This is a genomic window from Acidovorax sp. Root217, from assembly GCF_001428645.1.
In the GTDB taxonomy this organism is placed as follows: Bacteria; Pseudomonadota; Gammaproteobacteria; order Burkholderiales; family Burkholderiaceae_C; genus Acidovorax.
In genome coordinates, this window is record NZ_LMIH01000013.1 from 148905 (window position 1) to 157552 (window position 8648).

Annotated in this window: 9 protein-coding genes; 1 reads left to right on the forward strand and 8 read right to left on the reverse strand. The window is 68.7% G+C overall.

Translation table 11 applies throughout. The features are described 5' to 3' along the window. Nucleotides 1–61 precede the first annotated feature (61 nt). Nucleotides 62–988, forward strand: coding sequence for a LytTR family DNA-binding domain-containing protein (locus ASE31_RS15395; RefSeq protein ID WP_057202736.1), 927 nt, complete (start codon nt 62–64; stop codon nt 986–988). Here the strand turns inward: ASE31_RS15395 and ASE31_RS15400 are convergent, their stop codons facing one another. The 8 genes from ASE31_RS15400 to glnK all read right to left on the reverse strand — a co-directional run bounded on the left by ASE31_RS15400 (nt 989) and on the right by glnK (nt 8555). Next, entirely contained in the window at nt 989–1549 is a 561-nt protein-coding gene (locus ASE31_RS15400; protein ID WP_057202686.1) for a dihydrofolate reductase family protein, read from the reverse strand. It abuts the gene before it with no gap. Further along, nucleotides 1546–2271: a YafY family protein gene (locus ASE31_RS15405; protein ID WP_057202687.1), complete on the reverse strand. Its 726-nt coding sequence runs from the start codon at nt 2269–2271 to the stop codon at nt 1546–1548. Before ASE31_RS15405 ends, ASE31_RS15400 begins: the two co-directional genes overlap by 4 nt. A 21-nt stretch (nt 2272–2292) precedes the next feature. After that, the gene (locus ASE31_RS15410) at nt 2293–2757 is read right to left on the reverse strand and encodes a GyrI-like domain-containing protein (RefSeq protein WP_057202688.1); all 465 of its coding nucleotides are present in this window, start codon (nt 2755–2757) and stop codon (nt 2293–2295) included. A gap of 247 nt (nt 2758–3004) precedes the next feature. Then, nucleotides 3005–3925, reverse strand: coding sequence for a ProQ/FINO family protein (locus ASE31_RS15415; RefSeq protein WP_057202689.1), 921 nt, complete (start codon nt 3923–3925; stop codon nt 3005–3007). Nucleotides 3926–4054: 129 nt separating this feature from the next. Then, nucleotides 4055–5314 carry a glycolate oxidase subunit GlcF gene (glcF, locus tag ASE31_RS15420; RefSeq protein WP_057202690.1) on the reverse strand — a complete coding sequence of 420 codons (1260 nt, stop codon included), beginning with the start codon at nt 5312–5314 and terminating at the stop codon, nt 4055–4057. Between the two features lie 57 nt (nt 5315–5371). Next, a complete protein-coding gene (gene glcE / locus ASE31_RS15425) occupies nt 5372–6496 on the reverse strand; it encodes a glycolate oxidase subunit GlcE (protein ID WP_057202737.1) in 1125 nt (374 codons plus the stop codon). A 262-nt stretch (nt 6497–6758) separates the two neighbouring features. Beyond that, nucleotides 6759–8183 (reverse strand): ammonium transporter, encoded by a 1425-nt coding sequence (locus ASE31_RS15430; RefSeq protein ID WP_057202691.1) that lies wholly within the window; start codon nt 8181–8183, stop codon nt 6759–6761. Between the two features lie 33 nt (nt 8184–8216). Next, nucleotides 8217–8555 carry a P-II family nitrogen regulator gene (gene glnK / locus ASE31_RS15435; RefSeq protein ID WP_007851823.1) on the reverse strand — a complete coding sequence of 113 codons (339 nt, stop codon included), beginning with the start codon at nt 8553–8555 and terminating at the stop codon, nt 8217–8219. Nucleotides 8556–8648 lie beyond the last annotated feature (93 nt).

Here is an 8648-nt window from a genome sequence, read left to right on the forward strand (position 1 = left end):
AATGGGACGGGGCGGAGGGCGGATTTACCAAGGTGCTGTGCGCCATGCCTACACTGGCGGCATGTCCCGACCCGCCCTGCCCTGGCCCGAACGCTATCGTCCCTTGCGCCGCCGTGCAGAAGTGGCGTTCTGGGCCGTCCTGCTGCTGGTGCAGGCGGCCTTCAACAGCGTGGTGACGCTGATCGACCTGCGTTCTGCCGGCCGGCCCGTGGCCGCCTGGGAGCCGGCACTGTGGGAACTGTCCAGTGTGCTCGTGGTCGGGCTGCTGATCCCGGCCATCGTGGCCTTCGAGCGGCGCTTTCCGCTGCACTGGGACACGCTGCGCCGCCACCTGCCCTGGCACCTGGTGGGCAGCGTGGCCTACTGCAGCATCCACCTGGCAGGGATGATGGCCCTGCGGCACCTGGCCTATGCCTCCATGGGCGCCGAGTACCGGCTGAACGGCCCCTGGTGGGCCCAGTGGGGCTACGAGTACCTCAAGGACGTACGCACCTATGCACTCATCGTCAGCAGCCTGGTAGGCTACCGCTTTTTGCTGCTACGGCTGCAGGGCGAGGCCCGGGTGCTGGACACGCCCGAATCCCCCGCCATTCCCGAACCATCACCCGCCACCGGACCGGCGGCGCCTGAACTGGCCCCGTCCCTGCCCGTGCAGCGCCCCGAACGCTTCCTGGTGCGCAAGCTGCGCCGCGAATTCCTGATCGCCGCCACCGACATCGCCTGGCTGCAGGCCGAGGCCAACTACGTGGGCCTGCATGTGAACGGGCACGACTACCTGGTGCGCTCCACCCTGGCGGATTTCCTCACACAGCTGGACCCGGCGCGCTTCGTGCGCGTGCACCGCAGCTATGCCGTCAACCTGGATGCGGTGGCCGAGATCGAGCCGCTGGACAGCGGCGATGCCCGCCTGTTGATGAAGGATGGCAGCACCGTGCCTTGCAGCCGCCGGTACCGCAGTGCGCTGGCCCAGCAGGGCACAGCGAGCTGATCAGCCGCAGGAGGGAGCGCTGCGCACCCGCTTGAAGTGCTGCGTCAGCACGCCATTCGGATAGGCCTGGTGCGCCTGCAGCGTCCAGTGCTGCGGCGCCATTGTCTGCGGCACGCCCCACAGCGGCAGGCCCGCCCCCAGCGTGACCGGAATGGTGGCCAGCATCAGGTGGTCCACGAGCCCGGCACGCAGGAACTGCCCCGCCAGCTGGCCGCCGCCCACCAGCCAGACCTGCCGGAGGTCTCGATCCATCCATTGCGCCACCAGTTCGTGCGGTTGCGCAGCACCCCAGAACACACTGGGCGGCAAGCTTCCATCGGTGGGTGCGTCCTGGTGGCTCAATACCCAAGCCGGCCGCTCGCCGTAAGGCCAGTCGCCAAAGGAGCGGGCCACGGCATAGGTTGTGCGTCCCATGACCAGGGCATCGACCCCGGCCCTGAAGTCCGCCAGGCCATAGTCGGTACCGGCCTGCTCGAAGGGGTGCAGCCAGTCGAGTTCGCCGCTGGGGCCGGCGATAAAGCCATCCAGCGTGGCAGCCACGTAGTAGGTGACCTCGGTCATGCGCAAGGGGCCTCGTCGCTCAGGGATGGGGGGCGCGAGGCCATCTCGGCCTCCACCTGGCGCAGCATGTCGGCCAGGGTCTTGCCGGGCTCCTGGCGGAACTGCTCGGGCAGCACCGTGAGCTCGGCGATGCGGTCGATGCGAAAGCCCCGGAAGTCTTCGCGCAATTCGCACCAGGCCGACAGCGTCCAGACCTTGCCCCAGTAGAAGCAGCCCAGGGGCCGCAATCTGCGCACGCTGGGCCGGCCCTGCACGTCCGCATAGTCGATCTGCACCACGTGGCGGCTGTGCACCGCCTCGCGCAGGGTCTGCAGGGTGGCCTGGGCACGCGGGCCCAGGCCCACCGAGGGGGCGTAGAGCGCCTGCGACTCGGCGGCCACGCGCGCCTCGGGTGGCAGCACCGAGAGGATCTTGCCCAGCGCCCCTTCCACCTCGCGCGCCAGCCCTGCATCGAGCCAGGCCTGCGCCAGCCGCGCGGCGGCCACCAGGGCATTCGCCTCGCCCTGGCTGAACATCAGCGGCGGCAGGTCAAAGCCCGCGCCCAGGCGGTAGCCCACCCCCGCCTCACCCTCGATGGGCACGCCCTGGTGCTGCAGGTCGGCCACGTCGCGGTAGATGGTGCGCTGCGACACCTCCAGCCGCTCGGCCAGAAAGGCGGAGGTGGACAGGCGCCGCCCGCGGATGAGCTGGACGATCTGAAACAGGCGGTCGGCACGGCGCATGGCTGGTGAGAAGGAACAGGCCTAGACGCCGATGTGGATGGCCACGCGATCAGGGCCCGCATAGGCCTCGAAGTCGGTGGTGAAGCGGCGCTGGATCTGCGGGTTCTCATCAAAGTAGCGCCACACCTCGCCCCAGGCGTCGATCACCATCTGCGGCATGCTGCCCTGACCGTGGAACACCAGGTAGTCGCCGGCCTCGATGGCAATGGTCGATGCACCGCCCACGACCTCCGAGCCTTCGGGAGCAGCCACGCCGGCCGTGACATCGAAGGCGCCATGCTCGTTGGACTCATAGGCGCTGTAGACGCCGAAGATGCGGCCGTCCGCCCCGGGCCGAGGCAGCTTGTGCTCCCAGCTTTCGCTGAAGAAACGGTCCCACAGGCCTCCGATGCGGGAGGTTTCGGGGTTCATCTCGTCACTGTTGCGGGTGCGCACGGCAATGCCGGCAACGCGGAAGGCGGGAATCTTTTCAGAAACGGGTGGCATGCGGTTTCCTCTCTCTTTTGGTTGGTCTGGAGTAGCCATGGTGCTGCCCTGCTGCTGACAACCTGGTGTCAGCAGGATGGCGCGGCAATCCACAATTTGCAACCGAAAGTGAGAGGTAACGCCACTGCATGGTCCGCATGCACGCTGCTGCCAACGCAGTGTCAGCAGGGAACCATTGCACCACGCACAGCCTGCAGCGCGGGCGCGACCGGACTGCCACCGGGCAAGGCCCGGTGCCGGTGACAGGTCAGTCGGCGGCAGGGACCGCCGCAGAGGGAGCAGCAGCAGCGGCAGCCACCAGGCCACGGTAGCGCCGTGCGCGCTCCAGCGTCTGGCCCACGGCGCGCGGCGCCATGCCATACATGTCGGCAAACGCCTCCAGGGCCTGGCCGCTGGCATCGAAGGCGCGCAGCAGCGCCTCGTCCTTGGCGTTGCGCACGGACCATTCGGCAAAGGCCTCTTCGAGCAGGGCGTTGGCCTCCTCGTCACGGCCGGCCACGAGCTCGGTGTAGGCCTCGCGCGTCAGGCCCGAGGCCTCGAAGGCCTGGACCATGCGGTTGCGCAGCTTGGGCAGCAGGTCCTCGCTGGCGCGGGCCTTGTTGTTCTTTCTGCGGCGGTAGACCTCCAGCAGGGCGTGGTGCACATGCTCGGGGGCCATGGCCTCCACGGGCTGACCGGCCAAGTCGTGGCGCTTCTCGCCGGCCGCCACGCTTTGCAGGTAGCGGGTGGAGCGGGTATGCAGCCCCAGGGCCACCTTGAGTGCATCGCGCTCGAACTGCTCGGGGTGCGCGGCCAGGATGTCCTGGAAGATGCCGCGCTTGAGCGGGCGGAACACCGCGCCGAACAGCTGCGGGTACAGGCCGGCCAGTTGCTCTAGTGCGGGATGGGTGCGCTGCGGCGCACGGGCGCCTGCTGGCGCGGCCGCAGCGGGCTGGCCTGCAGCCGGGGCGCCGGCCTCGCCACGCGGACGGCCGTCGCGGCGATTGTTGTTGCGGCCACCGCGGCCGCCCCGGCCCTCACGGTGGGGGGCCGCAGGAGCGGCAGCCGCCGCAGCACCCTCCCCGGCATCGCCTGGAGCCACGGCGGGGGCCGATGCAGCGTCTGCCGCCGTAGGGGCAGCGGCGGCGGGCGCGGCGGTCTGTTCTTGTTCTGGCACGTTGTCGGTCATGGCGTAGCGAAGGAAGGGGGCAACAAAACCCTCAATCATGCCAGTCTTGGCGCCGGGCACCTAATTCAGGGCCTCCGGCCGGCCCCTCGCACGACGGTGCAGCATCCATCCGGACGGAGACACACGCCCTTACTGCGCAGCGGTCAAGGCCTCGTCCAGCACCTCGATCCAGTGGCGCACAGGCGTCGCGGTGCCGCTTTGCAGGTGCGTGATGCAGCCGATGTTGGCCGACAGGATGGCATCCGGCGGCTGCTCACCAAACGCCTCGCCCAGCGCGCCGACCTTGCGGTCGCGCAACTGGTGGGACAGGCCGGGGTTGAGCACCGAGTAGGTGCCCGCCGAGCCGCAGCACAGGTGCGATTCATTGCGCGCCACCCGGAGCTTGAAGCCCAGCCTGCCCAGGTGCGTTTCCACCCCGCCGCGCAGCTTTTGCCCGTGCTGCAGCGTGCAGGGGGGGTGGTAGGCGAACAGCGTGTCAGGCGGGGGCTGCACACGGCCGGCCAGGCGCTGGGCAAGTTCGGGCAGCAGGTCCGGCAGCAACTCGGACAGGTCGCGGGTGAGCGCGCTGATGCGCGCGGCCTTGGCGGCGTACTGCGCATCGTTCTGCAGGATGTGGCCGTACTCCTTCACCGTGACGCCGCAGCCCGAGGCGTTCATGACGATGCACTCCACGCCACCCGCTTCGACCAGCGGCCACCAGGCGTCGATATTGGCGCGCATCTCGGCCTTGCCGCCGTCCTGGTCGTTGAGGTGGAACTTGACCGCGCCGCAGCAGCCGGCCTTGGGCGCTACCAGGGTCTCTATGCCTGCGGCGTCGAGCACGCGCGCCGTGGCGGTGTTGATACCGGGCATCATCGCGGGCTGCACGCAGCCGGCCAGCATGAGCACCTTGCGCGCATGCGCCCCCGTGGGCCAGGCGCCCGGATCGCGTGGCGTCGGCACCTTGGCCTGTAGGGACTCGGGCAGCAGGCCGCGCACCATCTGCCCGGCCTTCATCGCCGGGGCGAACAACGCCGAAGGCAGGCCTTCCTTGAGCGCCCAGCGCAGGGCCTTCTCGCCCAGGGGGCGCGGCACCTTCTCGTCCACGATCTTGCGGCCGATGTCCACCAGGTGGCCATACTGCACGCCGCTGGGGCAGGTGGTCTCACAGTTGCGGCAGGTCAGGCAGCGGTCCAGGTGCATCTGGGTGGCGCGCGTGGGCGCCTGGCCTTCGAGCACCTGCTTGATCAGGTAGATGCGGCCGCGCGGGCCATCGAGCTCATCGCCCAGCAGCTGGTAGGTCGGGCAGGTGGCGGTACAGAAGCCGCAGTGCACGCACTTGCGCAGGATGGCCTCTGCCTCGAGGCCGTCGGCGCGGGCGCGGTATTCAGGGGAGAGTTGGGTTTGCATGGTGCATGCCTGGACAGTGAATGGTTGTGCCGCGCAGTGGCGGTGCGGATGGACCGCCTACCAGCCCGGCGCCATGCGCCCGGGATTGAAGATGCCGGCCGGATCAAAGCTGTGCTTCAGGCGTGCATGGATCTGCTCCAGCGCGCGCGACGGCAGGGCCGCATGGCCCGCCCCGCCCGGCTCGCGCGCCAGGGGTGCCCGGAACATCGCCGCGCTGCCACCTGCGGCCCGGGCCGCCTCGCGCAGCGCATCGCCTGCGGATTCAGGCGCCTGCACCCAGCGCAGCGCGCCATGCCATTCGACCAGCTGCTGGGCGCCACCGGGCAGGGCCATCACGGGTGCCGTGGCTGGCAGCGACAGTCGCCACAAGGCGTGCCCGGGTGGGCGCGCGGCGAACCAGGGCAGGGCCTGGTCACGGCAGGCGCTCCAGTCAGCGGCTACCACGGCGGGGTCCAGGCGCTCGCCGCCCATGGTGCGGCAGGCCGCCTCCACCGCGGCCACGGCGCCGCGCAAGCGCACCTGCAGCGTGCCCGTGTGGGCGTCGCCGGCCCAGCGGCTGGCGTTGAGCGGCAGGGGCTGGCCGCCCCAGGCATGCAGGCGGCGCAGTGCATCGGCCTGGTTGCATTCGAAGCGCAGCGTGGCCTCGCCCGGGGCCACGGGCAGCACCTTGAGGCTGACCTCGGTGAGCAGGCCCAGCGTACCCCAGGCGCCCGCCATGAGGCGCGACACGTCGTAGCCTGCCACGTTCTTCATGACCTGGCCGCCAAAGGTCAGCAGCTCGGCACGGCCGTTGAGCAGCACCACGCCCAGCAGGTAGTCGCGCACGGCGCCCACGCTGGTACGCGCCGGGCCCGAGAGACCGGCCGCCACCATACCGCCGACCGTGGTGGCCTGCGGCTGCGCACCGAAGTGCGGGGGCTCGAAGGGCAGGCACTGCCCCTGGGCGGCCAGGGCGGCCTCCAGCTCGGCCAGCGGTGTGCCGGTGCGCACGGTGACGACCAGCTCGCTGGGCTCGTAGTCCACGATACCCCGGAGCACCCGGGTGTCGAGCACCTCGCCATGCAAGGCCAGGCCGTGGAAGTCCTTGCTGCCCCCACCGCGGATGCGCAAAGGGGTCTGGTCGGCTGCGGCGGCGCGCACGCGTTCGGTGATCTGGGCAAGGGCTGAGTCCATGCCTTGGATCGTAGCGGCTGCACCCCGCCCAGGCCCCGCCTGCCGCCGTGAATTTTTTGAACGGCCGGCGTGAGGCCGGCGATGGACCCCGCGCAGCCCTGCAATGAAAAACCCGCCGAAAGGCGGGTTGGTCAAAAAGAAGCCCGCCAGGGCGGCGGGCAAAGGGATCCGAGGAGGATTCCGAGGAGACTCTCGCAGAAAAACAGGAATCAGAAAATCAGGACCGGGCGGGCTGCGGCACCACCAGACACCGCAGCCTCCGGCCCATCCATCAACGGTTGTAAGCCGTTTCGCCGTGGGACGTGATGTCCAGGCCTTCGCGTTCGGCTTCTTCCGAGACACGCAGGCCCACCAGCAGGTCAGCGATCTTGTAGGAGATGAAGGCCACGACGCCGGACCACACGATGGTGAACAGCACGCTCTTGACCTGGATCCACACCTGTGCGCCCATGGCGAAGGTGTCAGGCGTCAGGCCGCCCGTACCACCCAGGCCCTTGGAGGCGAACACACCGGTCAGGATGGCACCCAGAATACCGCCCACACCGTGCACGCCGAACACGTCGAATGCGTCGTCCACGTTGAGCATGCGCTTCAGGCCACCCACACCCCACAGGCAGACGATACCGGCGATCAGGCCCAGCACGATGGAACCCATGGGGCCCACGAAGCCGGCAGCAGGCGTCACCGCCACCAGACCGGCCACAGCGCCCGAGGCAGCACCCAGCATGGAAGCCTTGCCCTTGTGCAGCGCTTCACCGGCGATCCAGCTCAGCGTGGCAGCGGCAGTGGCCAGCACGGTGTTCACGAAGGCCAGGCCCGCATTGGCGTTGGCGGCACCGGCGGAACCAGCGTTGAAGCCGAACCAGCCCACCCACAGCAGCGAGGCACCCACCATCGTCAGCGTCAGGCTGTGGGGCGTCAGAGCCTCCTTGCCGTAGCCGATGCGCTTGCCCACCATGTAGGCACCCACCAGGCCGGCGACACCGGCGTTGATGTGCACCACGGTACCGCCAGCGAAGTCCAGCGCGCCGTCAGCACCCAGCAGGCCGCCGCCCCACACGATGTGGGCCATGGGCACGTAGCTGAAGGTGAACCACAGCACCGAGAAGATCAGCACGGCAGAGAACTTGATGCGCTCGGCAAAGGAGCCGACGATCAGCGCCACGGTGATGGCCGCGAACGTACCCTGGAAGGCGATGAACACGTACTCGGGGATGGTGATCAGGGCACCGAAGGTCTCCTGGTTCACGCCCTTGAGGAAGATCTTGTCCAGGCCGCCGAAGAACTTGCCTTCACCCGAGAACGCCAGGCTGTAGCCGTAGATGGCCCACAGCAGGGAGATCAGCGAGAAGACCACGAAGACCTGCATCAGCACGGACAGCATGTTCTTGGAACGGCCCAGGCCGCCGTAGAACAGCGCCAGGCCGGGGATGGTCATCAGGATGACCAGCAGCGTGGAGGTCAGCATCCAGGCGGTATCGCCGGAGTCGATCTTGGGTACGGGAGCGGCAGGGGCAGCCTCGGAGGCGGCCGCAGCAGGTGCCGGTGCAGCCGCAGGGGCAGCAGCCGCAGCAGCGGGCGCGGCTTCTGCCGGCGCCGATGCGGCTGCATCGGCGGCAGGTGCCTGGGCCAGCGACAGTCCACCGACGGACAGCAGGCTCAGCCCCAGAATGAAGGAAGCAAGCAATTTTTTCATGGCATTTGTCTTTCGTGTTGTGCGGCGGGCCCTTTAAAGGGCTTCCTTGCCGGTTTCGCCGGTGCGAATGCGTACCACCTGCTCCAGGTGGGTCACGAAAATCTTGCCGTCGCCGATCTTGCCGGTGCGTGCAGCGGCTTCGATGGCCTCGATCACCCGGTCCACCAGTTCGTCCGCCACGGCGGCTTCGATCTTGACCTTGGGCAGGAAGTCGACCACGTACTCTGCACCACGGTACAGCTCCGTGTGGCCCTTCTGGCGTCCGAAGCCCTTGACCTCGGTCACCGTAATCCCCTGCACCCCGATGTCCGACAGGGCTTCACGCACCTCGTCGAGCTTGAAGGGTTTGATGATGGCTGTCACCATTTTCATTTTTGATTCCTCCAGGAAGGGGCGCACGGGGCGCCCCTGAAAGATTTACAGGGTTTTGGTCAGCGTGACGATCACGCGCGACTTGTTGACGGG

What these genes read in the sequence shown, in the direction of transcription:
- ASE31_RS15405 (WP_057202687.1), bottom strand. Translation starts at nt 2,271, where the DNA reads ATGCGCCGTGCCGACCGCCTGTTTCAGATCGTCCAGCTCATCCGCGGG.
- ASE31_RS15400 (WP_057202686.1), bottom strand. Translation starts at nt 1,549, where the DNA reads ATGACCGAGGTCACCTACTACGTGGCTGCCACGCTGGATGGCTTTATC.
- ASE31_RS15430 (WP_057202691.1), bottom strand. Translation starts at nt 8,183, where the DNA reads ATGAAAAAATTGCTTGCTTCCTTCATTCTGGGGCTGAGCCTGCTGTCC.
- glcF (WP_057202690.1), bottom strand. Translation starts at nt 5,314, where the DNA reads ATGCAAACCCAACTCTCCCCTGAATACCGCGCCCGCGCCGACGGCCTC.
- ASE31_RS15415 (WP_057202689.1), bottom strand. Translation starts at nt 3,925, where the DNA reads ATGACCGACAACGTGCCAGAACAAGAACAGACCGCCGCGCCCGCCGCC.
- ASE31_RS15410 (WP_057202688.1), bottom strand. Translation starts at nt 2,757, where the DNA reads ATGCCACCCGTTTCTGAAAAGATTCCCGCCTTCCGCGTTGCCGGCATT.
- glnK (WP_007851823.1), bottom strand. Translation starts at nt 8,555, where the DNA reads ATGAAAATGGTGACAGCCATCATCAAACCCTTCAAGCTCGACGAGGTG.
- ASE31_RS15395 (WP_057202736.1), top strand. Translation starts at nt 62, where the DNA reads ATGTCCCGACCCGCCCTGCCCTGGCCCGAACGCTATCGTCCCTTGCGC.